The sequence below is a fragment of the Nonomuraea rosea genome (assembly GCF_039539705.1).
GTDB classification, from domain to species: Bacteria; Actinomycetota; Actinomycetes; order Streptosporangiales; family Streptosporangiaceae; genus Nonomuraea; species Nonomuraea rosea.
Genome location: NZ_BAABDQ010000008.1, coordinates 77,965 through 101,387, shown reverse-complemented (window position 1 = coordinate 101,387; position 23,423 = coordinate 77,965). Strand labels below are relative to the sequence as shown.

General features: G+C 73.2%; 16 protein-coding genes. 12 read left to right on the top strand and 4 right to left on the bottom strand.

Annotated elements, in window-relative coordinates; genetic code table 11:
- The first annotated feature begins 66 nt into the window (after nt 1–66).
- On the top strand, nt 67–1,077 hold the full coding sequence (locus ABEA43_RS20650) for a LacI family DNA-binding transcriptional regulator (protein ID WP_345563986.1): 1,011 nt from the start codon (nt 67–69) through the stop codon (nt 1,075–1,077).
- Nucleotides 1,078–1,101: 24 nt separating this feature from the next.
- On the opposite strand, the gene ABEA43_RS20645 is transcribed toward ABEA43_RS20650, so the two are convergent.
- Entirely contained in the window at nt 1,102–3,429 is a 2,328-nt protein-coding gene (locus tag ABEA43_RS20645; RefSeq protein ID WP_345563984.1) for a rhamnogalacturonan lyase, read from the bottom strand.
- A gap of 303 nt (nt 3,430–3,732) precedes the next feature.
- On the opposite strand from ABEA43_RS20645, the gene ABEA43_RS20640 reads away from it, so the two are divergent.
- From ABEA43_RS20640 to ABEA43_RS20630, 3 genes are all read left to right on the top strand, one after another.
- Nucleotides 3,733–4,974 (top strand): sugar ABC transporter substrate-binding protein, encoded by a 1,242-nt coding sequence (locus ABEA43_RS20640; RefSeq protein WP_345563982.1) that lies wholly within the window; start codon nt 3,733–3,735, stop codon nt 4,972–4,974.
- Nucleotides 4,975–5,214: 240 nt separating this feature from the next.
- Nucleotides 5,215–7,212, top strand: coding sequence for a M14 family metallopeptidase (locus tag ABEA43_RS20635; protein ID WP_345563979.1), 1,998 nt, complete (start codon nt 5,215–5,217; stop codon nt 7,210–7,212).
- A 126-nt stretch (nt 7,213–7,338) separates the two neighbouring features.
- Entirely contained in the window at nt 7,339–9,897 is a 2,559-nt protein-coding gene (locus ABEA43_RS20630; protein WP_345563978.1) for a M14 family zinc carboxypeptidase, read from the top strand.
- Nucleotides 9,898–10,081: 184 nt separating this feature from the next.
- Here the strand turns inward: ABEA43_RS20630 and fusA are convergent, their stop codons facing one another.
- Entirely contained in the window at nt 10,082–12,112 is a 2,031-nt protein-coding gene (gene fusA / locus ABEA43_RS20625) for an elongation factor G (protein ID WP_345563977.1), read from the bottom strand.
- 541 nt (nt 12,113–12,653) lie between these two features.
- Between fusA and ABEA43_RS20620 the strand changes: the two genes are divergently transcribed.
- The 7 genes from ABEA43_RS20620 (at nt 12,654) to ABEA43_RS20590 (ending at nt 19,965) form a co-directional block, all read left to right on the top strand.
- Nucleotides 12,654–13,382, top strand: coding sequence for a GNAT family N-acetyltransferase (locus ABEA43_RS20620; RefSeq protein WP_345563976.1), 729 nt, complete (start codon nt 12,654–12,656; stop codon nt 13,380–13,382).
- On the top strand, nt 13,379–14,455 hold the full coding sequence (locus tag ABEA43_RS20615) for a lysophospholipid acyltransferase family protein (RefSeq protein ID WP_345563974.1): 1,077 nt from the start codon (nt 13,379–13,381) through the stop codon (nt 14,453–14,455). The genes ABEA43_RS20620 and ABEA43_RS20615 overlap by 4 nt, the downstream gene beginning before the upstream one ends.
- A 172-nt stretch (nt 14,456–14,627) precedes the next feature.
- Entirely contained in the window at nt 14,628–14,906 is a 279-nt protein-coding gene (locus ABEA43_RS20610) for a WGxxGxxG family protein (RefSeq protein ID WP_345563972.1), read from the top strand.
- Nucleotides 14,907–15,080: 174 nt separating this feature from the next.
- The gene (locus tag ABEA43_RS20605; RefSeq protein WP_345563971.1) at nt 15,081–16,109 is read left to right on the top strand and encodes an iron-siderophore ABC transporter substrate-binding protein; all 1,029 of its coding nucleotides are present in this window, start codon (nt 15,081–15,083) and stop codon (nt 16,107–16,109) included.
- Nucleotides 16,106–17,104 (top strand): FecCD family ABC transporter permease, encoded by a 999-nt coding sequence (locus ABEA43_RS20600; RefSeq protein WP_345563970.1) that lies wholly within the window; start codon nt 16,106–16,108, stop codon nt 17,102–17,104. The genes ABEA43_RS20605 and ABEA43_RS20600 overlap by 4 nt, the downstream gene beginning before the upstream one ends.
- Nucleotides 17,105–17,109: 5 nt before the next feature.
- Entirely contained in the window at nt 17,110–18,180 is a 1,071-nt protein-coding gene (locus ABEA43_RS20595; RefSeq protein WP_345563969.1) for a FecCD family ABC transporter permease, read from the top strand.
- 54 nt (nt 18,181–18,234) lie between these two features.
- On the top strand, nt 18,235–19,965 hold the full coding sequence (locus ABEA43_RS20590; RefSeq protein WP_345563968.1) for an FAD/NAD(P)-binding protein: 1,731 nt from the start codon (nt 18,235–18,237) through the stop codon (nt 19,963–19,965).
- A 95-nt stretch (nt 19,966–20,060) separates the two neighbouring features.
- Here the strand turns inward: ABEA43_RS20590 and ABEA43_RS20585 are convergent, their stop codons facing one another.
- Nucleotides 20,061–21,035 (bottom strand): NADP-dependent oxidoreductase, encoded by a 975-nt coding sequence (locus tag ABEA43_RS20585; protein ID WP_345563967.1) that lies wholly within the window; start codon nt 21,033–21,035, stop codon nt 20,061–20,063.
- 99 nt (nt 21,036–21,134) lie between these two features.
- On the opposite strand from ABEA43_RS20585, the gene ABEA43_RS20580 reads away from it, so the two are divergent.
- The gene (locus ABEA43_RS20580) at nt 21,135–21,818 is read left to right on the top strand and encodes a TetR/AcrR family transcriptional regulator (RefSeq protein WP_345563966.1); all 684 of its coding nucleotides are present in this window, start codon (nt 21,135–21,137) and stop codon (nt 21,816–21,818) included.
- Between the two features lie 62 nt (nt 21,819–21,880).
- On the opposite strand, the gene ABEA43_RS20575 is transcribed toward ABEA43_RS20580, so the two are convergent.
- The gene (locus ABEA43_RS20575) at nt 21,881–23,173 is read right to left on the bottom strand and encodes an FAD-binding oxidoreductase (protein ID WP_345563963.1); all 1,293 of its coding nucleotides are present in this window, start codon (nt 23,171–23,173) and stop codon (nt 21,881–21,883) included.
- Nucleotides 23,174–23,423 lie beyond the last annotated feature (250 nt).

Below are 23,423 nucleotides of genomic sequence, written 5' to 3'. Positions count from 1 at the left end.
GGTATGGCCCGCGTCCTGACCTCGGCACCGGGGACAGAGGGCCATGGGAGGATGGCTGGTGTGGGGGTGACGATCCAGGATGTTGCCAGGGCCGCCGGCGTCTCGCCGATGACCGTCTCCCACGTGCTCAACGACCATCCCCACGTCAGGACCGAGACGCGTGAGCGCGTGCTGCGGGCCATCGCCGAGCTCGACTACCGGGTCAACGTCGCGGCGCGCAACCTGCGCACCGGGCGAACCGGCACGATCGGGCTCGCCGTTCCGGAGGTCGATCGGCCCTACTTCGGTCAGCTCGCCGCCGCGATCATCGCCGCGGCGGCGCGGCACGAGCTCAAGGTGGCCATCGAGCAGACCGGCGCCTCGCGTGAGGGCGAGCTCGACGCCCTGGCGCTGTCGCGCCACCGGCTCTACGACGGCTTGATCCTCAGCACCGTCGGGCTGGGGTCCGCCGACACCGAGCTGCTCAAGGTCGACCATCCCGTGGTCATCCTGGGGGAGCGGATCTTCGAGGGGCCCGTCGACCACGTCGCGATGCCCAACGCCGAGGGCGCCAAGGCCGCCACCGCCCACCTCGCCGAGCGGGGCTGCCGCCGCATCGCGATCGTCGCCGGCCGGACCGGCGACCAGGTGGACGTCTCCAGCCTGCGCCTCGCCGGCTACCGCGAGGCCGTCGATGAGGCGGGGCTCGGCTTCGACCCGGCGCTCGTGGTCCCCATCGACGCGCTCACCATGGAGGACGCCGCCGCCGCCGCGCGGCGGATGGCCGATTCCGGGCTCGTGTTCGACGGCGTGTTCTGCGTGACCGACACCGTGGCGATCGGGGTGCTGCGCGGGCTGGCCGACCGCGGGGTGCGCGTGCCCGGCGCGGTGAAGGTCATCGGGTTCGACAACGTCGAGGAGGGCGCCTACACGGTGCCCTCGCTGTCGTCGATCGATCCCGACCATGCGCTCATGGCGGGCACCGCGGTCGAGCTGCTGGCCCGGCGCCTGGCGGAGAAGGGCCAGGGGAAGCGGCCGGAGGTGCGCGAGTTCGTCAGCCGCTGGTCCGTCGTGGCCCGCGAGTCCACCGGAGGGTGAACGCGCGGGCCACGCTGTGGGTCGTCAGTGGCCCGGTGCCGAGAGTTTCGGCAGGGGGACGCGTGACCAGTCCATGTCCGAGCCGAAGTAGAAGCTCGGGTACGCCGGCTGGTTGTAGCCCGTCTGCTGCCTGGCCACCTCCACGCGATACTGCGGGTCGTGCATGAGCGTGTACAGCTTGTGGTTCGTCACCTCGGTGCTCAGGTAGATCCGCACCGCCCCGCTGTCGGCCGTACGGACCAGCAGCTCCTCGCGCCAGTCGCCGAAGACGTCGGCGACCAGCCCCGGGTTGCCCTTCGTCCAGTTGTTGGCCAGCGTGCCCTCGGCGGTGAGCAGCGTGCCGCGCTTCCAGTCGTCGATCGTCGGCGTCTGGAGGACGGTGGTCGCCGTGCCGTTGACGAACTGCGTGGTCATGTCGGCGGCCCAGCGGATGCTCATGTTCGTGCCGGGGGCGTTCCTGCCCAGGTAGTCGCCGCGCGCAGACCACAGGCCCGCCTCGATCGCCTGGTTGGGCGGCATCGACGACCACGTCTCCAGGCCGCGGATCGACGGGTCGATGTCGCCGGCCATGCCGCGCCCGGTGTCCACGCCGCTGTAGCCGCCGAAGAGCACCTTGCCGGTGGCCGCGTCCCGCATCGCCCAGCCGTACGGGGCCCACGCGCCGCCCTCGTGCACCGTCCAGACCTCCAGGCCCGGGCGGTCGGGGTCGAAGTCGCCGACGTGCATGGCGTCACCGTGGCCGAGCCGGACGTTCTGGCCCGGCACGTTGCTCTGCGGAGGCGCCTGGGCGAACGAGGAGTAGAGCAGGTCGCCGTCGTCGTCGATGGTCGCGGAGCCGTACACGACCTCCTGCCTGCCGTCGCCGTCCACGTCGGCCACGCTCATCGAGTGGAACCCCTGCGTGGTGAGGTCGGCGTACTCGGGGTTGCTCCCGGGGACGCCGTGCGGGGAGGCGTTGAACGGGTTGGCCATCGGCGCGTGGCCGCTGTCGACGTACCAGACCTCCTTGAGCCTCCTGCCGTCCCAGTCGTAGGCCACGAGCGTCGTGCGCGTGTAGTAGCCGCGCGCGAACACGGCCGACGGGCGCTTGCCGTCCAGGTACGCCACCGAGGACAGGAACCGGTCCACCCGGTTGCCCGGCTCGATCCTGGCCATCGCGTAGTCGCCCCACATCAGCCCGTCGTCGCCGCGGCCGGGCTTGTAGCGGACGGTCTGCAGCTCTCTGCCGGTCGCGCCTTCGAGCACCGACAGGTATTCGGGGCCGGTGATGACGAACCCGGCGAACTCGCGCAGCCGGTTGTTGCCGCTGCGGCTCGGCGCGTAGACGTCGACGAAGTAAGTGGCGAGCTCCACGGCGTCCTCGTGGGACAGCGGATATTCGTGCGCCACCGGGATGCCGAAGGCCTCTTCGAGCGTGGCCGGCCAGCGTCCAGCGACGACCTCAGGATGCTCCTGCCATTTCGCGAACATGGCAACAACATGGTCGAAATAATCTGCCGCGCTCTTCCGGTAATCGTCGCTGTGCGCGTAACCGGCTTTGACATCCTGCTTCGGCATCGTGACATGACGCTCGGAGACGACCTCGCCGCCGGCCCCGTAACGGATGATCTTCGTGCCGGGAGCGGTCTTGAGCATCATCTCCGAGCGGCCGTCGCCGTCGAAGTCGTAGACCAGGAACTGGGTGTAGTGGGCGCCGGAGCGGATGTTCACGCCGAGGTCGAGCCGCCAGCGCAACGTGCCGTCGAGCTCGTAGGTGTCGACGTAGGTGTTGCCGGTGTAGCCGCGCTGGGAGACGTCCTTGGAGTTGGACGGGTCCCACTTGACGACGTACTCGTACTGGCCGTCGCCGTCCACGTCGCCGACGCTCATGTCGTTGGCCGCGTACGTGTACGCCTCGCCCGCCGGGGTGACGCCGTCGGCCGGTTTCCGGAGCGGTAAGTCGTAAAACGATTTAAGCCAGGGCGTGGCTGGATCGCTGCGGCGGCCTTCCCGGCCCTTCGCGACGGGGGCGACCCGGTACTCGGCGGAGCCGGTGCCGGCGGCGTCGAGATAGTTCGTGCTGTCGGTGACCGTGGCGATGGCGCGGCCGTTCCTGTAGACGCGGAAGTCGGTGCCCGTCAGGCCGGCCGTCCCATGGCCTGAGGCCTCGTCGCCGAGCAGCCGCCAGCTCAGGAACACGCCCTGGCCGGTGGTGGCGGCGACCAGGCCGCGGTCGAGGTGCTCCAGCTGGACGCCCGCGCCCGGCCGGCCGCCCGCGGCTTCCGCGCCGGCCGGCAGCGCCGCCAGGGGAAGGCAGAGCAGGGAGGCCAGCGCGCTGGTGAGTACGCGGCGCACGCCGCTGGGGGGACTCATGTCACGGGGCTCCTCGATTAAATCGATAAAATCAGTGGGAAGCTATTGGGGTCAGTCAGGTTTGTCAAGGGAGTGTTTCCGCCGGGTTTCCTGGGACTCGCACGCCGGCGACTGACGAGGTGAATCCCGGAATGGGGATGTAAGTTTCACGCCGCCTTTCCCGCGCCCGGCAGGTCCTGGCAAAGCTCCGGCGCGGCCCGTTGCCGGGGGTGCGGGCGGCGCTTATGGTCGCTCGCACCGGCTCGGGGTTCGCCGCCGGAGCACGGCCGCGCAGCGGAGGTCAGGGCAGCGGAGGTCAGGTCAGTGGGGTCAGCGTCGATGCGCCGGTGCGCCGCCGGTGCGGGCCTGGCGGCCGCGGGCCTGCTGGCCGGCTGCTCGGCACCCACTCCTGGGGGCGCACCGGCCGCGGAGACGTACACGGTCTGGGATCCGTACGCGCAGTACGGCGACGACTCCGCATGGGTCGAGCTGCTCACTCGCTGCGGCGCCGGCGCGGGCGTCAAGGTGGCGCGGACCCCCTTCGAGAACACCGACCTGACCAACAGGACGATGCTGGCCGCACAGCAGGGCCAGGCGCCGGACGTGCTCCTGGTGGACAACCCGATGGTCTCCACGCTGGCCGGGGCCGGGATCCTGACGACCACGCAGGAGATCAAGGTCGGCACCTCGGCGATCCTGCCGAACCTGCTGGCCGCCGGGCAGGTGGGCGGCCGGACGTACGGGGTCCCGATCGGCGCCAACACCCTGGCCCTCTATTACAACAAGGCAGTGCTGGACGAGGCCGGCGTGGACCCCGGCGCGGTGCGGGACTGGGCCACGCTGACGGCGGCGCTGGAGAAGGTGACGGCGTCGGGGAAGCAAGGGATCACGTTCGCGGCCATCGACACCGAGGAGGGCAGCTTCCAGTTCCTGCCGTGGTTCTGGGGAACCGGCGCGCGGCTCACCAAGCTCGACTCGGCGCGCGGTATCGCGGCGGAGTCGCTGTGGACGAACTGGGTGCGGCAGGGGTACGCGCCGGCCTCCGTGCTGCGTAACTCGCAGACGGCGAGCTGGCGGGAGTTCGCGACCGGCCGCTTCGGCTTCGGCGAGAACGGGACCTGGCAGCTCGCCAACGCCAGGAGACTGGGCTTCGAGTACGGGATCATCCCGATCCCCGCCAGGACGGGCGGCACCGCCCCAGGGCCGCTCGGCGGGGAGTTCGTCAGCGTGCCCGTGCAGGCCGACACCACCCGGTACGCCGCCTCGCGCAAGCTCGTGACGTGCCTGACCGGCCCCGGCAGCGCCGACATCACGAACGAGACGCTGTCGTACGTCGCTCCCACCGCCGCTGGGCAGGCCAGGCAGGTGGCGGCGGACCCGGAGCTGCGGGTGTGGGTGAACGCGGTCAACGCGGCCAGAGGACGGACGAGCGACAATCTGGGCGCCAAGTATCCGAAGATCTCCGAGCCGCTGCGGGGGGCCGTCCAGGCCTCCTTGAGCGGCGCCTTGAGCCCGCGGGAGGCGATGACCGCCGCCCAAGCCGAGGCGGTGAAAGCCACCCGGTAGGCGATGACCGCCGCCCAGGCCAAGCCGTGGAGGCCACCCGGTAGGCGATGACCGCCGGCCGGGCCGAGGCCGTGGAAGCCACCCGGTAGCACCCCGTGCGCCCCGGCCGCTGAGCGAGATCACCGGCTTCCCGGCCGCCTCCTGGGTCTTGCCGGTTGCCCCAAGTCGGCTTTCAATGATCCCCATACGGTGATCCTGGAGGGGCCGATGCGTGGTTTACGGGCGTCCGCAGTCGTTCTGATGATCGTTCTCACGACTCTCGTGGCAGCGGGGCCGTCCGCCCCCGCGGTCGCCGGTCCGGCGGACCCGGAGCCGGCCTCACTCGTCACCCTGTCCGTCCCCGACAAGGCCGCCATGGAACGCCTGGTGGCCTCCGGCGCGGACCTCACCGAACGGGTGCGGCCCCAGCCGGACGGCAGCATCCAGGTCGACGCGGTCGTCACGCCCAGCCAGCTCGCCGAGCTCCGCCCGCTCGGCGCCACCCTGGCCACCGGCACGCCGGCCCCCGCCCAGACGAAGGCCACGGCCGCGCAGGACCGGATCGTCATCGAGCGGGCCGTCTGGTTCGAGTCCCGTGACGGATATTTCCTGTCGGTCGAGGCGTCGAGCAGCGCCGCGCAGGCCGCCACGCTCAGCGTCACCTGGAAGGGCAGGAAGGGGACGACCGGCCAGGCCCCGATGGTCGCGTACGTGGACGCGGGCGCGTACCTGGGCCACCAGTTCAGCACCCCGGTGCCGGCGGAGAGCCGGCCCGAGTGGGTCACCGTCACCTCGGCGGGCGGCGGCACGGCGCAGGCGCGGCCCAGGGAATGGCCCGACGGCGCGCGGCCCGACCGCGCGGGGCCCGGCTACCAGCGCGACTTCATCACCCAGTACATGCCGCCCGCCCAGCTCAACGAGCGGATCAAGGCGCTGCACCGGCGCTATCCGAAGCTCACCGACATCATCGCGCTGCCGAACCGCACCAACGGCTACCGCCGCCACGCCCAGGCCCTGATCGGCACCCCGCCGGCCGCCGCCGTCGTGATCACCTCGGCCGCCTACGGCTCGGAGGGCGGCAACGACCTGGCCGTCGAGCTCGTCACCCCCGGCGCGCCCGGCCGCGCCCTCCAGGTGAGCGTCAACGGCAAACTCGTCACCGTCAGCCTGGCCACCGACGCCGCCGGCGCGCCCGTCAGCACCGCCGCCCAGGTCGCCGCCGCCGTCAACGCGACGCCGGGCACCGGCGTCAAGGCCACGACCTACCGGACGGACGCGGGGGCGGGCGTCATGGCGCCCGCGCCGCTCACCCAGCTCAGCGACTTCCTCAGCGCGCCGGCCGACGTGTCCCGCGCCCCCGCCCAGGTGCTGGCCCTGCGCGTCGGCGCGCACCGCGACGGCTCGCGCACCGGGGTGCTGGCCTACGCCCAGGAGCACGCGCGAGAATGGGTGACGCCGCTGGTCACCATCGAGGCGGCCGAGCGGCTGCTGCGCAACCACGCCCGCGACAAGGACACCCGCAGGCTGCTGGAGCGCACCGACATCTTCATCGTGCCGACCGTCAACCCCGACGGCGCGAACTACAGCTTCTACGACTTCAACTCCCAGCGTAAGAACATGACGAACCACTGCCCGGCCCAGCAGTCCGACCCGGCGCTGCGCAACGCCTGGGGCGTGGACGTCAACCGCAACTACGCCGTCGGCTCGCTGTCCGACGGGTATTTCGGCGCCTCGGCCAACTGCCAGTCCGGCACGTTCGCGGGGCCGGCCGAGCATTCCGAGCCGGAGAGCCGCAACGTCATCTGGCTCGCGCAGCGGTACCGCAACATCAGGTTCGCCATGAACGTGCACAGTTACGGCGGCTACTTCATGTGGCCGCCCGGCGCGTACAAGCTCGACGGCCGCGTCACCCTGCCCAGGCCCGCGCCCGAGCAGGAGGCGTACTTCCTGCGCTCGGCCCGCACGATCGAGGAGGCCATCGCGGCCGAGCGCGGCACCGTCACCTGGCCGCAGCAGACCGGCCCCGTGACGGACGTGCTGTACTCGGCGGCCGGCAACTCCGCCGACGAGCTCTGGTACGACTTCGGCGTCTACGGCTGGGACTTCGAGGTCGGCGCCGACCTGTGGAACCCCGGGACGCGGACGTGGGAGGGCGTGGGCTTCCAGCCGCCGTTCAGCGAGGGGCACGCGGAGGCGATGGAGTTCGCCGCCGGCCTGATCTCGCTGATCGGCATCGCCGCGGACTTCCGCGAACCCTGATCGCCACGGCCGGACTCACCGCTCCGCGGACCCTGATCGCGGCGGCCGGCAGCACCGCTCCGCGAACGTCGATCGCGGCGGCCGGACTCACCACCGGCCGCCGCGAACCCTGATCTGGAGGACTCCTTGCGCCTACCCACCGCACTCCTCGGCGTCGCCGTCACGGCCGCGCTGCTCGCCATCCCGCCGGCGGCGGCCCAACCGGCCGACCCGCCGCCGTCCGCCGTCCGCGACTTCGGCAACGGCCCCGAGCGGAACGAGGTCGCGGCCGGCACGTCCGAGAACGCGCTCCGCCGCGCCCCCGCGGACCAGCAGGCGGACCAGCCGTACGGGGTGTCCCGCGACCGTGGCTACCCCCGGCGGACCGAGCTGCCCGTCCCCGCGGAGAACCCGGCCGACGCCAGCATCAAGCTCGGCCTGGTGCCCTACCACGGCATCGCGCCCAGGCTGAACGACCTGCAACGGCGCAGCAACCGGGTCAGCGCCGAGCTCACCGGCCGCTCGTACGACGGCCGCGACCTCTACCTCGTCACCGTCACCGCGCCCGAGAGCGCGAGCGAGGCGCGCGAGCAGGCCAGGATCCGCGACCGCATCGAGAACGACCCGGTCGCCGCCGCCCGCGACCGCAAGCTGGCCAAACGGTACAAGGCGCCGCTGTTCGTCAACGGCAACATCCACGGTAACGAGTGGGAGGGCACGGACGCCGCGCTGCGCACCGTCGAAGAGCTCGCCACCAGCACCGACCCCACGATCGCCGCGCTGCTGGCGCGCACCAGGCTCTACTTCAACATCACCGCCAACCCCGACGGCCGGGTCAACGGCGTGCGCGTCAACGGCGCCGGCTTCGACCTCAACCGCGACTTCGTCACCGCCTCCCAGCCCGAGGTGCGGGCGATGCGCCAGGTGATGATCGACACCCAGCCGGTCGCCATGATCGACCTGCACGGCTATGTCAACGGCACGCTCATCGAGCCGACCACGCCGCCGCACGGCGCCAACTACGAGTACGACCTGTTCATCACCAGCACCTACGCCAACGGGCTCGGCATGGAGTCGGCCGTCAACGGGCTCGGCTACACCTTCGAGAAGGACGGCGTGCACCCGGTGCAGATCCCGTTCAGGGACTCCGAGGAGGGCTGGGACGACTGGCCGCCGATCTTCACCCCGCAGTACGCGCCCTTCCACGGCACGGTCGCCGCGCACACCGTCGAGATCCCGCTGACCGTCAACGGCGCCGCCTACAACCAGCTGCCCGTCGCGGAGCTGCGCCGCCGCTCCGCGATCAACACCGACGTCGCCGCCGCCGCGATCCGGGCGACCTACGGCTTCGTGCAGGCCAGGCACGACCAGCTCATCGCGGACCAGATCGAGGTGTTCCGCAGGGGCGCGGCGGGCGAGCCGTCGAAGACCGTGCCGCTCGGCATCGTGCCCGGGTTCGGCCCCGAGGACGTCTACACCACCACCTACCCCCGGGCCTACGTCATCACCGGCGAGCGCTCGGCCCCGGCCGCCGCGCGCCTGGTGGACCACCTGATCGCGAACGACGTGCGGGTCGAGCGGGCCACGCATGCCTTCCGGGCGGGCGGCAGGACGTACCCGGCGGGCTCGTACGTCGTGGACATGCGCCAGCCCAAGCGCGGCCTGGCGAACGTGATGCTGGAGGCGGGCGCCGACATCTCCGCCAAGGTGAGCACGATGTACGACATATCCGGATGGAGTCACGGCCTGCTCTGGGGCGCCACCGTCACCGGCGTGCCCTCGCTCGGCGTGCGCTCCGAGCCGGTCAAGGCCGCCGCGCCGACCGGCTCGGTGCCGCGCACCCCCGGGCCGCTGCTGCTCAAGGTGACCGACGCCAAGGACGTGCGGGCGCTGAACGACCTGCTCGCCCAGGGCGTACAGGTGACATGGGGGAGCGGCGGGGCCATCGTCCCGGCGAGCGCCAGGCAGGCCGCGCGGACGGTGTCCGACCGCTACGGCGTGGCCTTCGTCCCGGCCGGCTCCGCCACCGGCGTCCCGCTGTCACAGGTGCGGATCGCCGCCGCCGCGTCCGCCGACGAGCTGTTCACGCTGCGCGAGCTGGGCTTCGCCGTCACGCCCGTCTCCACGGCCGTGCTGAACGCCGGCTTCGACTGGAGCGCGGCCGACGTGCTGTTCGTCTCCAGCGGGCTGAGCTACGCGGCGCTCAACCCGGCCGCCAGAACGGCGCTCGACGCGTTCCTCGCCACCGGTGGCGTGGTCACCAGGGGCGGCACCGGCGCGACGTTCAACGCCGCGGCCGGGCTGCTCACCGTGACCGCCGTGGCCGGCAACCCCGACGCCAACGGCGTGGTCAGCACGGTGGCCTCGGACGGTCCTGTGGGCGGCGGCTCGCCGGCCCACTCGTTCGTGTACTCGCCGCGCTGGTTCACCGGGCTCGGGGCCGAGGTCAAGGTCGAGCAGTCGTACGCGGCCGGCGGACCGCTCGTCGCCGGCCACTGGCGGGCGGACGAGAACGGCGCCGGGGGGCAGGAGGCGGCCAGGGGACAGGCGGCCGTGGTCAGCGGCCGGGACGAGCGCGGGGCGGCCGTGGTGCTGTTCGGCACCGAGCCGATGTTCCGCAACCACCCGAAGGGGCTGTTCCCGCAGGTGGCGAGGGCGCTGTACTGGTCGGCCGCCGTCACGGGCGCGACCGTCACGACGCCCTGATCACGTGGGTGCCCGCCCGGCTCCTCGCGCGGGAGGAGCCGGACGGGCACCTGCTACATACCTTCTACGTGCTTCGCACCGGCCGAGCGCTTGCCGGACCTAGAGAACCGGTCGAGCGCTTGCTGGAGCGGCGGGACCGGTCGAGCGCATACCGGACCGGCGGGACCGGTCGAGCTTTCCGGCGCTAGTGGACCGGCGCGTAACCGGCGGGGCGGGTGGTGAACGTACCCCGTCCCTGGGTCCTGCTGCGCAGCCGGGTCGCGTAACCGAACACCTCGGCCAGCGGCACGGTCGCCGTGATGACCACCGTCCCCGCCGCCCGCGCCGACGAGCCCGAGATCCGGCCGCGCCTGGCCGCCAGGTCGCCCAGCACCCCACCGGCGGCGTCGTCCGGCACGGTGACCGTGATCTCGGCCACCGGTTCGAGCAGCACCATGGCGCAGGCCCGGAGCGCCTCGCGCAGCGCGAGCCGCCCGGCCGTGCGGAAGGCCAGCTCCGAGGAGTCCTTGGAGTGGGTGGCCCCGTCGGTCAGCGTGACCCGCAGGCCGGTCACCGGATGACCGCCGAGCGGGCCGTCGGCCAGCGCGTCCCGGCACCCGGCCTCGACCGCGCGGACGTACTCGCGCGGCACCCGCCCGCCGGTGACGGACGACGCGAACGCGAACCCCGTACCGTCCATCGGCTCCACGTCGAGCACGACGTGGGCGAACTGCCCGGCGCCGCCGTCCTGCTTGACGTGCCGGTACAGCAGCCCCGACACCCCGCGCACGACCGTCTCCCGATGCGCCACCTGCGGCCGGCCGACCCCGATCGCCAGCCCGTGGTCGCGGCGCAGCTTCTCCGCCGCGACCTCCAGGTGCAGCTCACCCATCCCGGACAGCACCGTCTGCCCGGTCTCGGCGTCCGTCCTGACGACCAGCGAGGGATCCTCCTCGGTCAGCCGCGCCAGCGCCGACGCCAGCCGGTCGGCGTCGGTGCCGTGGCGCGCCTCGACCGCCACGGAGACGACCGGCTCGGTCGCGCTCGGCGGCTCCAGCACCACCGGCGCGTCCTGCGCGCACAGAGTGGTGCCCGCGCGGGCCGCCTTCGGCCCGACCACCGCGACGATGTCCCCGGCCGTGGCCAGGTCCGCCTCGGTGTGCCGGTCGGCCTGCACACGCAGGATCCGGCCGATCCGCTCGGTGCGCCGCATGACGGGATCCAGCACCGTGTCCCCCTTCCGCATCGTTCCCGAGTACACCCGCAGGTACGTCAGCCGCCCGGTGGCGGTCGAGCTCACCTTGAACACCAGCGCGGCCAGCGGCGCCGCCGGATCGGCGGCGCGCTCCTGCTCCGCGCCGCCGTGCTCGCCGCGCACCGCCGGGACGTCCAGCGGCGAGGGCAGGTACGCCACCACCGCGTCCAGCAGCGGCTCCACCCCCCGATCGCGGTACGCGGAGCCGCACAGCACCACCAGGCCGGCGCCCGAACGCGTGAGGTCGCGCAGCGCCGCGGCCAGCGTGCCGGCGGAGATCGACGGCTGCGCGCAGAACTCCTCCAGCGCACCGGGATGCAGCTCGGCCACCGCCTCTTCGAGCAGCCGGCGCCGCCGCCGCGCCTCCTCCAGCAGAGCGCCCGTCACGGGACCCTCCTCGTAGGAGCCGCCGCCGTCCCAGACGAGCGAGCGCATCCCGACGAGGTCCACCACGCCGGTGAACCCGTCCTCGCGCCCGATCGGCAGCTGGACCACCAGCGGCGCCGGATGCAGCCGCCGGCGGATCGACTCGACGGCCGCGTCGAGGTCGGCGCCCGCGCGATCGAGCTTGTTGACGAACGCGATGCGCGGCACGCCGTACCGGTCGGCCCGCCGCCAGACGGACTCGCTCTGCGGCTCGACGCCCGCGACCCCGTCGAACACCGCGATCGCGCCGTCGAGCACCCGCAGCGAGCGCTCCACCTCGTCGGAGAAGTCGACGTGGCCGGGGGTGTCGATGAGGTTGATCCGGTGCCCGTCCCAGGCACAGCTCACGGCCGCGGCGAAGATGGTGATCCCGCGGTCGCGCTCCTGGGAGTCGAAGTCGGTGACGGTCGTGCCGTCGTGCACCTCGCCGCGCTTGTAGGTGGCGCCCGCGAGGTAGAGCATCCGCTCGGTGACGGTGGTCTTGCCGGCGTCGACGTGGGCGAGGATGCCCAGGTTGCGGATGGTGGTCAGCGAGGTGGAGAGGTGAGCACGCACGGCCCTGGCCCTTTCGGGTCGTTTCTGAACAGGACGGCGCGATTCCCCCGGCGGACGGCCTCAGACGAGGCGGACAGCCCGGCCTCAGGCCAGACGGACGGCCCGGCCTTGGGTCAGGCGGGCGGCCTGGCCTTTGGCCAGGCGGAACCCCGATCCGGAGCAGGGGGTACGGGTGTCCGTCAGGGCATCCGGTGACGGCCGCGCAGCCGGCACCGGGGCGGCGAAGACACCAGGATCACCTCGTAGCGCGACGGGGAGATCACGGCAGCGGTGCTGTGTCGCACGGCCGGCTCCTCTCCCTCGTCGATACGGGTGCGCCGACGCAACGCCTGCACGCGATGCGCCGATCTTTCGTCCGTGGCGAGTGTAGCGAAGGCGAAGTGCCAGGACGAGCGAATATTTCCCCGCTATCGGGCCGCCGTTCACCGACCGGCGGAGGTTCACCCCGCGGACGCCTCGCTGCCCTCGATGAGAGACACGACCGTCATGTCGGCATGTCGACATAGTCGCGAGATGGCTTCCAGGGGAAGGACCCGCGCCCATGACGACCTCTCTTGACACCGGTCGCTACACCGTCGGCCTGGCCACGAGCGCCGCCGATCTGCAGGCTGCCCAGCGGCTGCGGTACGCGGTCTTCGCCGAAGAGATGGGGGCCAGGCTCGACAGCCCGGTCACCGGCCTCGACGCGGACCGGCTCGACGCCTACTGCGACCACCTGCTCGTACGGGACGGACGGGAGGTCGTCGGCACGTACCGGCTGCTGCCTCCTGGGCGTACGGACCGGCTCTACTCCGAGACCGAGTTCGACCTCGGCAACCTCGCGCCCATCAGGACCGGCCTGGTCGAGGCGGGGCGCACGTGCGTACATCCCGATCATCGGGACGGCACTGTCGTCGCGCTGCTCTGGGCGGGCATCGCCCGCTACATGGTGGCGGGCGGCCACGAGTGGCTGGCGGGATGCTGCTCGGTGCCCCTCGACGACGGTGGCGCGCTCGCCGCGACGGTCGCCGAGCGGGTGCCGCTCGGGCCCGAGGAATACCGGGTCGCGCCCCGTAACCCGTGGCGCGGCCGGGCCGCGCCACGGATTGCGGGGCGCGCCGACCGGTTCGTGCCGCCCGCGCTGCTGCGCGGCTACCTGCGGCTGGGCTCGTGGGTGTGCGGGACGCCGGCGCACGACCGGGACTTCGGTACGGCCGACTTCTTCGTGCTGCTGTCCATGGCCAACGCGAACACCCGCTACCTGCGCCACTTCCTGGGAGCCTCCCAATGACCACCGCCATCCACACGGGGGAGACGGGCGCAGGGGAGAAGGGCCGCCTTGCTGAGATCGCCGGGCTTGGGGCGAACGGGGCTGCCGGGAACGGCGTGGCCGGTGGGGTCGCTGCGGCGGCCGGCCCGTGGCGGCCGGTGAGCCCGTGCTCGCCGGACGCCTGCCTGGGGGCCCCGGCCGCGCTCGCCGGCCCGGTGCACCGCGTGGCGCGGCTGCTGGCCGCCGTCCTCGTGGTGCTCGCGGGACTCCCGCTCTCACTCGCGGCCACCCGGACGAGTCCCGCCCGGCAGGCCGCGATCACGCGCGCGTGGGCCAGGACGCTGCTGCACGCGCTCGGCGTGGAAGTGCGGGTCACAGCCCAGTCCGGCGGGGAAGTGCGGGTAACCGCCCCGGCCGCCGCCGGCCCGTCCGGCGTGGAGCTGCGGGTCACAACCCCGGCCGCCGCCGGCCCGTCCGGCGGGGGAGCGCGGGTCACAGAACCGGCCGTCGCCGGCCCGGTGGGCGGGGGAGTGCTGGTCGTGGCGAACCACGTCTCCTGGCTCGACCCCCTGGTCATCGCGGCCACCGTGCCGTCGCGCCCGCTCGCCAAGCGTGAGGTCGCCGCCTGGCCGGTGGTCGGCAGGCTGACGGCCGCCTCAGGGGCGCTGTTCATCGACAGGGACCGCCTGTCCGCCTTGCCGGCCGCCGTCGAGACCATCGCGAACGCGCTCAGAGCAGGTCACACCGTGGCCGCCTTCCCCGAGGGCACCACGTGGTGCGGGCGCGGGATGGGCCGCTTCCGCCCGGCTGTGTTCCAGGCGGCGCTGGACGCCGGCGCCGAGATCCGCCCGGTCACGCTGCGTTACCGCGAGGGCGAGACCCACTCCACCCGCCCCTCCTTCGTGGGCGACGACTCGCTGCTCGCCTCCGCCCTGCGGGTGACCGCGACCCGTGGCCTGGTCGCCGAGGTCGTCGTGCTCGCCCCCATCCGCCACCGCTCCGGGACCGCGGGAAAGGGCCGGGAGCGGGCGGCGCTGGCCGGGATCGCCGAATCCCGCGTACGCGCCCGCATCCCCGAATCCCACCCGGCTTAAGCGTTTCACCTGCACGTTCGCCGCGATGAGAAGGCGTTTATGGGGGCCTAGAGGATGGTAGAGGCGTATTTAGCAGGGGAACTGGAGATCGCCCCGCTATCGGAAGCCTTCGGGGGAAGGCGTTGATAGGCGGTCTCCGCGGTTGCTGAGACCGCCGGATCGGGGGAACCCAATGCGCAAGACGCTCACCGGGCTGGGCCTGGCGTTCTTCTTGACGCTAGGACCGGCCGCCGCGGCGACGGCAGAAACGCCCGTCGCGCCGGTCGCGCAGAGTCAGGTCACACCCGCGCCGCAGCAGAACGACACCAGGGACGAAGGGGGCGGCGGCAACGCCGGCCTGTGGGGTCTGCTGGGCCTGCTGGGCCTGCTCGGCTTCGCGGGCATGCGCAAGCAGCACCGCAACCACGTCGGTACCGCTGAGCACATCCCTAACCGGACTACGCGCCCGTAACATCGCGCCCATAACCCAATCTCCGTGACCGAACAAGTCCGGCTTGATGCCGGCATGAGACGAGGTGGCACGGCCGTCCCAGGACGGCCGTGCCACCTCGCGCGACTGGCGCGAACGGGTCTCTTCGATTAGGTTAGGCTCACCTTATAGAGGCTGACCAAGGAGCCGTTTCTCTTGACTCGCACGCTCGCCCTCGTGGCGCTTTTACTGGTCACCATCGCGGGCTGCGGCACCACGGCGCCCGCGCCCGCCGCCGGCACGGGGACCGGCTCGGCGTCCGCCCAGGCCGCCGCCCCCGTGACCATGGACCACAAGTACGGCTCGACCACGATCCCGGCGGCGCCCAAGCGCATCGTCACCGTCGGCCTCCTGGAGCAGGACTCGCTGCTCGCCCTCGGCATCGTGCCGGTCGCGACCACGGAGTGGTTCGGCGGATACCCGGGCGCGATCGGTGAGTGGGCCAAGGGCAAGCTCGGCGGCGCCGCCCTGCCGCAGGTGCTCAAGGACACCGGCAGCGGCCCCCAGTTCGAGAAGATCGCGGCGCTCAAGCCCGACCTGATCCTCGGCCTGTACTCGGGGCTCACCAAGGAGCAGTACGAGACGCTGTCCAAGATCGCTCCGACCGTGGCCCAGCCGAAGGAGTACATCGACTACGGCATCCCCTGGCAGGAGCTCACCAAGCGGGTCGGCACCGCCGTCGGCAAGGCCGCGGAGGCCGGCAAGCTGGTCGCCGACGTCGAGGCCCGCTTCACCCAGGTGCAGAAGGACCACCCTGAGTTCAAGGGCCAGACCGGCCTGATGGCCACCCTGTACGAGGGCTATTTCGTCTTCGGCAGCCAGGACCCGCGCGCCCGCCTGCTCGTCTCGCTCGGCTTCCAGCTGCCCAGCGGCCTCGACACCGCCATCGGCGACAAGTTCGGCGCGAACATCAGCAGGGAGCGGCTCGACCTCGTCGACACCGGCGTGATCGTGTGGAGTGTGCCCGACGCCGCGAAGGGCGAGGCCACGCTGCACGGCGACAGCGTCTACAAGGGGCTCGACGTGGTGAAGGAGGGCAGGGAGGTCTTCCTGTCGGAGAACACCCCGCAGGGCGACGCGGTCGCCTTCCTCACCGTGCTCAGCCTGCCGTACGTGCTCGAAACCCTCGTTCCGCGACTCGCGGCCGCGGTCGACGGCGACCCGGCGACCAAGACCGCGTTGTGAAGGCCCTCGGGGCCGCGGTGTTCGCGCTGGTCCTGGCGGTCCTGCTGTCGCTCTCCCTCGGAGCCCGGCAGGTCCCGCCGGACCAGCTGGTGGGCGCGCTGGTGGGCACGGTGACCGACCGCGACGTCCTCGACGTCGTCTGGTCGGTACGGGTGCCGCGCACGCTGCTCGGCGTGCTGGCCGGGGCGGCGCTCGGCCTGTCGGGCGCCCTCATGCAGGCGCTCACCCGCAACCCGCTCGCCGACCCCGGTGTGCTGGGCGTCAGCGCGGGAGCGGCGTTCGCCGTGGTGCTGGCCATCGGCGTCGCGGGGGTCGCGACGCCCGCCGGGTACGTGTGGTTCGCGTTCGCGGGGGCGCTGGTGGCCAGCGTCGTCGTCTACGGGCTGGCCGGGCTGGGCCGCGACGGGATGTCGCCGGTCAAGCTGGCGCTGGCGGGGGTCGCGGTGACGTTCCTGCTCAGCTCGGTGACCAGCGCGTTCGTGCTGGTGGACCCCGAGTCGCTGAGCAGGTACCGGTTCTGGTCGGCGGGCTCGCTGTCCGGCGGCGGCGCGGAGGCGCTGCCGCAGCTCGTGCCGTTCGCGGTGGTGGGGGCGGCGCTTGCGGTCGCCTGCGGGCCCGCGCTGAACAGCCTCGCGCTCGGCGACGACGTGGCCAGAGGGCTGGGGCGCAGGGTCGGCCTGGTCAGGCTGCAGGGGGCGGCGGCGGTCATGCTGCTGACCGGTGTGGCCGTGGCGGCCATCGGTCCCGTGGTCTTCGTCGGGCTCGTCGTGCCCTATCTGGCCCGCTACCTGGCGGGACGGAACGGCTCCGAGGCCGACCAGCGCCTGCTGCTGCCGCTGGCGGCGCTGCTCGGGCCGTGCCTGCTGCTCGCCGCCGACGTCGTGGGCCGGATCGTGGCACCGCCGATCGAGGTGCAGGCCGGGCTGCTGGTGGCGTTCATCGGCGGACCGTTCTTCGTCGTGCTGGCCCGCCGCCGGCGTCTCGCGGAGCTGTGATCGCCATGAACCTGTCACACCTGCGCAGCCGCGGGCCGATCTCCTTCATCGGGATGAACCGGGTCACCTTCCGCCTGTCCGTCCCGCCCGTGTCCGGCGTGCTGCGGCCCCGGCTGATCCTGGTGTGCCTGGCCGTGGCCGCGGCGGCATTGCTGGCCTTCTGCCTGGGCATCGGGCTCGGCGAGGTGCCGCTCAGCCTGGGCGAGGTCGCCGGCTCGCTGCTGGGGACCGGCGACCAGGGCACCGCGTTCGTCGTACGCGAGCTGCGCCTGCCCAGAGCGCTGACCGGAATGCTGGCCGGCGTCGCGTTCGGCGTGTCGGGCGCGTTGTTCCAGACCATGACCCGCAACCCGCTGGCCAGCCCCGACATGATCGGCGTCACGCAGGGCGCGGGTGTCGCCGTGGTGGCCGGCCTGGTCCTCGGCGTCGGGGCGGGGCTGCAGCTGCTCGGCTTCGCGGGGGCCGTGGTGGCGGCGCTGGTGACGTACCTGCTGGCCTGGCGGCGCGGCGTCAGCGGGCAGCGCATCGTGCTCGTCGGGATCGGGCTGTCGTGGATGTGCACGAGCGCGACCGAGTACCTCATGGTCACCAGCGGGGACTTCCAGGCGCAGCAGGCGCTCGGCTGGCTGTTCGGCAACCTGAACGGGCGCACCTGGGACCACGTGACGCCGCTCGCGCTCGCGCTGGCGGTGCTCGTCCCCGTGGCGCTGCTGCTCGGCCGCTGGACGCGGGTGCTGCAGCTCGGCGACGAGGTGGCCGTCGTGCTCGGGGCGCCCGTGAACGCCGCCCGGCTGACGCTGCTGATCACCGGGGTGGCGCTGGTCGCGTTCGGCACGGCGGCGGCGGGGCCGGTCGCGTTCGTGGCGCTGGCCGCGCCGCAGATCGCTCAGCGGCTGGCCCGCACCGCCTGGCCGCCGCCGCTGGCCTCGGGGCTCGCGGGGGCGTTCGTGGTGCTGGGCGCCGACCTGATCGCGCGGTTGCTCATCCCGGACGTGGAGCTGCCGGTCGGCGTGGTCACCGGCGCGCTGGGCGCGCCGCTGCTGCTGTGGCTGCTGGCCAGGGCGCGCCGAGCTTGACAGTGATCTACATATTACCTACCTTTTAAATAGGTAATTGTGGGGAGGGCAGCGGTGAGCGCGGTTGCGGTGATCGGGGCGGGACCCACCGGGACGGTCCTGCTGGAGCGGATCTGCGCCAACGCTCCCGAGCTGCTCGGGGACGGCCGGCTCGACGTGCACGTGGTGGACCCCTACCCGCACGGAGCCGGCCGCGTCTGGCGCGCGGAGCAGGCGGACCTGCTCTGGGCCAACAGCGCCGCCGCCGACATCACCGTCTTCACCGACGCCTCGGTGCGCTGCGCGGGCCCGGCCAGGCCCGGTCCGGCCCTGGCCGAGTGGCTCGGCTGCGAGCCGGGGTTCTTCGCGCCGCGGCCGGTGCTCAGCCGGTACCTGGCGCACGCGTTCGAGCGGGCCGTGCGCACCGCGCCGCGCAACGTCCGCGTGCACCTGCACCGGGCCTCGGCGACCGGACTGGCCGGGGTACGCGCGGACGCCCAGCGGGTGGAGCTGACCTCGGGCGAACGGCTGGAGGCCGACGCGGTGGTGCTCGCGCAGGGCCACCAGGGCGTGCTGCCCACGCCGCTGGAGGCGGAGCAGGCCGCGTTCGCCGGGCGTCACGGGCTGGCGTACCTGCCCACCGGGTACGCCGCCGACCTCGCGCTCGATTCGCTGCCCGCCGGCGAGCCGGTGCTCGTGCGGGGCGCCGGGCTGGCGTTCGTGGACCTGATGGTGCTGCTCACCTCGGGGCGCGGCGGGCGCTTCACCGGCGACGGGGAGCTCGTCTACCTGCCCAGCGGCCGGGAGCCCAGGCTGTTCGTGGGATCGCGCAGGGGCGTGCCGTACCACGCCAAGATCGGCTACCGGCCGGCCGGCGCGCCGGCCGGGTCGCCCGGGTTCGTCGATCCCGGCGCGCCGCCGGGCGAGCTGCGGGCCGCGGTGGCCAAGGAGCTGGCCTACGCGTACTACCGCGAGCTGTTCACCGCGCACCCGTCGCGCACGAAGATCGGATGGAACGCGTTCGAGGCCGCCTTCGCCGCCGCCGAGTGGGGCGGCAAGCAGGCGCGGGCGCTGGTCACCAAGTCCGTCTCCCGGTACGCCGACCGGCTCCACCTCGACCGCCTGGACCGCCCGCTGCACGGGATGCGCTTCGGCGACCTGGCCGGGCTGCAGCGGTGGATGCACGGCTACCTGGGAGCCGACCTGGAGCGGCGGGCCGATCCCGCCCACAGCGCGGACCTGGCGATGATCCACGGGCTGATCGCCGTACGCGCCGCGCTCGGCGAGGGCCCCGCCGACCCGTGGTTCGACGGGCTGTTCAACTTCGTCGCCAGCGGCCCGCCTCCGCGTCGGCTGGCGGAGCTGCGGGCGCTGGCCAGGGCGGGCGTGGTGACGTTCCTGGGGGCGGGGATGCGGGTCGAACAGGACGCGCGGGCCGGGGTGTGGCGGGCGACGAGCCTGTCCGTGCCGGGGGCGGTGGAGGCGCGGGCCCTGGCCGAGGCACGGCTGCCGGCGCCCAGCGTGAGCCGCGGCACGGACCCGCTCGTCGCCGGGCTGCACGCGCGGGGCGAGTGCCGGGAGGTTTCGGGGCTGCTCGACGTGCGGCTGCCCGACCGGCGCCTGGTAGGGGCGGACGGCCTGGCCCATCCGCGGCGCTTCGCGTTCGGCGCGTGGACGGCGGGCGGGCGGGGCGCCGCGGGGTTCGCGCGGCCGGGGGCCGACGCGCCGCTGTTCCGGCACGCCGACGCCCTGGCGCGCACCGTACTCGCCCAGACGGCCGGAGCACGGCTGCGCACCGCGGCCTGATCCCTGTACGGCTGAGCACCCAGGTGAACGGCCGCCCGGCGGCTCCATCGGGCTCTGAACCAGGTCGGCCGGGCACGAAACCAGGCTCGGGTGGGTCAGTTCGCCACGCGGAGCACGATCTTGCCCTGGATGTGCCCGCGCTCGGCGCGCTCGTGGGCCGCGGCGGCCTCGCTGAGCGGGAAGACGCTGTCGATCCCGGCCCGGAGGCGGCCCTCGCCGAGCAGGCGGGCCAGCTCCGTCATCTGCCGTCCGTCCGAGTGGACCTGGCCCGACCGGTGGACGATCCCGCGCCCGGCCGCCTCCTCCAGCCGGTAGTCGCCGAAGAAGACCGGGCTGAGCGTGCCGCCGTCCCTGAGCACCGGCAGGAACCGGTGCCCGCGCGGGCCGCCGACGGTGTCGATCAGGCAGTCGACGTCCCGGACCACGTCCTCGGCCGCGACGGCGGTGTAGTCGACGAACTCGTCCGCCCCCAGACCCTTCAGGAACGCCTCGTGGCGGCCGGAGGCGACGCCGATGACGTACGCGCCCGCGTCCTTGGCGAGCTGTACGGCGAAGTGGCCGACCCCGCCCGCCGCGCCGTTGACCAGCACCCTGCTGCCCGGCTGGAGCCGGATGTGGTCGAACAGGTACTGGTACGCCGTGAGCCCCGCCATGGGGACGGCCGCCGCGTGCACGTGATCGACGGACGCGGGCTTGCGGGCGAGCTGGCCGGCCGGCGCGGTGGTGTACTCGGCGTACGCCTTGCCGCCGTCGCCCGGGGTGGCGGGGAAGCGGATGAGGCCGAACACCTCGTCGCCCTCCTGCCATTCTGTGACGCCCTCGCCGAGCGCGGCCACGACGCCCGACGCGTCGGAGCCGGGGGTGAACGGCAGGGGGATGGTGGGGCGCAGGTCGTCGGGGATGTTGGCGAAGGCGGTGCGGGCGTACCAGTCGGGCGGGTTGAGGCAGGCGGCGTGCACGCGGATCAGGACCTCGCCGGGGCCGGGCTCGGGACGGGCGACGCGCTCGTGCGTGAGCACGCCGGGGCCGCCGAAGGCGTGCACGCGCACGGCGTTCATGGTTTCGGACATGGAGGACTCCCTGCGGAACCGGGCTCCGCTATGATGCGGAGCACTGCTCCGAATAGTAACCGGGGCAGTGCTCCGCTTGTCAACGGGAAGCAGGTCACCATGGCGGACGAGCAGGACGGCTCCATGGATCAGAGGGGCCGAGCCAAAGGCGCGAGCGGAGGACCGGCACGGCCCGAGGGCTCGGGCGAGGGCTCGGGCAAGGGCGGCGCGCGGGCCGAGGGCGCGGGGAGGGAGCCGCGGGCCGATGCGCGGCGTAACCGGGAGCGCCTGCTGGCGGTCGCGCGCACCGTGGTCGCCGAGCACGGGACCGAGGCGTCCCTGCGCGACATCGCGCGCCGGGCCGAGGTCGGGCTCGGGACCCTCTACCGGCACTTCCCGACGCGGGAGGCGCTGCTGGAGGCGTTGCTGCGGCAGGGGTTCGACCGGCTCGCCGAGCGCGCGGAGGCGCTGGCCGAGGGCGCCGAGCCGGACGAGGCGCTGCGGGAGTGGCTGCGCGACTTCGCCGGCGGCGCGGGCGCCTACCGGGGCCTGGCCGGGTCGATGATGGCCACCCTCAACGACGAAGGGTCGCCCCTGTCCGTGTCGTGCCACACGATGCGCGCGGCGGCCGGCCGCCTGCTGGAGCGGGCGCAGGCGAGCGGGCACATCCGCGACGACATCGATGGGACGGACCTGTTCGCCCTGGTCAACGCGCTGAGCTGGATCGCCGACCAGGCGCCGTCGCTGGCCTCGCGGCGCGAGCACCTCTTCGCCCTGGTGATGGACGGCCTCAAACCCCGCTAGGAGGCCGCCGAAGGGAAGGGGATTCACCCAGGTGCCGCTCACCGCCGCGCGGGGATGGGGCTTCACGCCGGGACCACGTGACCGATGCGGAAGAAGCCGTCGCGGTCGTAAGCGCGCTTGACTTCACGCAGCCGCCGGTGGTCCGCCGGGGTGTAGGCCGCGGCCGTCCTGGACGGGTCGGACAGGAAGTTCAGGAACGTCCCCCCGTTCGCGTACGGCCGCAGCTCCTCCGCCAGCCCGGGGACCGGCGTGTCCACGATCACCGACAGCTTCGTGCCGCGGTGGCTCACCGGCCCGGTGTCCGCACCCGGGCGGCCCAGCGCGCCGCCCCAGTGGCGGATCTCCACGGTCTGCGCCACCCCGGCCGCCTTCACCAGGATGCCGGGCAGCTCCTCCGGGACCTCGTCGAACATGTCCATGTGCCGGTTCGGCGTGCCGCCCATCGACGTGTCCGCGTAGGTGGCGGGGCCGATCTCGTCCAGCAGCGCCGGGCCTGCCGCCCGCCACAGCGGCGCGAGCGCCTGCCTGGCCTGCGCCTCGGTCCCCACGTGCACGGCCTTGACCAGCACCACGTGCCGCCCGGCCACGGGCGCGGGGGCGTCGGCCGGCATGCGCTTGAGCACGACCGCCGTGCTGAGCTCGTCGGGGGCGTCGTCGATCCAGGTCCGGTACGCCCCGAGGACGTCCGCCGCGGCCTCGATCGGGAAGTAGGCGAAGCCGGAGGTCACCCGTGAGACCGGGTGGAGCCGGAACTCCAGCGAGGTCACCACGCCGAACCCGCCGCCGCCTCCGCGCAGCGCCCAGAAAAGCTCCGGGTGGCTGGCCGGGCTCGCCGTGACGTGCCGCCCGTCGGCCAGCAGGACGTCGGCGCGCACCACGTTGTCGGCGGCGAAGCCGTACATGCGGCCCAGCCAGCCGAGCCCGCCGCCGAGGGTGTAGCCGGTGACGCCCACGCCCGGCGCGGAGCCCGACAGCGGCGCGAGCCCGAACGGCGCGGCGGCGGCGATGACCTCCGCCCAGCGCGCGCCGGGACCGACCTTGGCGACGCGGCGGGCCGGGTCCACCAGCACGGAGGCCATCGGCGAGGTCCTGACGAGGACGCCGCCGTCGCACGCGGCGTGCGTGCCGTGCCCGGTCGCCTGCACCGCGAACGGCACCCCGTGCCGCCGCGCCGTCAGCAGCGCCGCGCGCACGTCCGGCACGCCGTACGCCTCGGCCACCAGCGCCGGGCGCGAGTCCACCGACGGGTTCAGCGACCTGCGCAGCTCGTCATAGGCGGGGTCGCCAGGCCGGTGCACGGGGCCGGTGAACCCGGGGATCCGGAGGTCTTCCTGGAGGATGTACGGCTGGCTCATTGATCTGCCCCTTCTGGTTCCCGTGGTGTCTGAGACCACTGTGCTGAAGGGCGCTTACGGCTTCGTTCTCGTCTGCTTACCGCCGCCCTTAAGACCCCAGGATCTTCCGGACAGGGGCGAAGGGGATCCGCTCGCCGTCGCCGTTCCGCCTACGCCGGCGGGCGTAGCCGAGGGCGCGGCTCCTACTACGGGAGGGACTTTCAGGTTAGGTAAGGCTAATCTAATATGCCGTCCATAAGGGCAAATTTCC